Source organism: Bacillus sp. JJ1764 (genome assembly GCF_036962145.1).
Classification (GTDB): Bacteria; Bacillota; Bacilli; order Bacillales; family Cytobacillaceae; genus Neobacillus.
Genome location: NZ_JBALNY010000016.1, coordinates 6,266 through 6,491 on the forward strand (window position 1 = coordinate 6,266; position 226 = coordinate 6,491).

1 protein-coding gene is annotated in these 226 nt (G+C 47.3%); it reads right to left on the reverse strand.

The window, feature by feature from the left end:
* On the reverse strand, positions 1-226 hold a 226-nt coding region (locus V7083_RS02285), incomplete at both ends, for an amino acid permease (protein ID WP_335474981.1).

Sequence of the window (226 nt, forward strand, 5' to 3'; positions counted from 1 at the left end):
AGTGTACCCATTATAGCGGGTCCGTAAATTAATGTTTGAACCCAGCCGCAAAGGAATCCCCAAAACTTTCCGTAGACATCCTCAATATAAGCGTAAAGTCCGCCTGTTTTTGGAATTTTGACACTAACTTCAGCGATGGTTAATCCGCTGGCAAGAGTGATGATACCGCCGATAATCCACGCCCAAAGCGCAGCCGTAGAGCTGCCGGTTGAAGCTATCACTATCC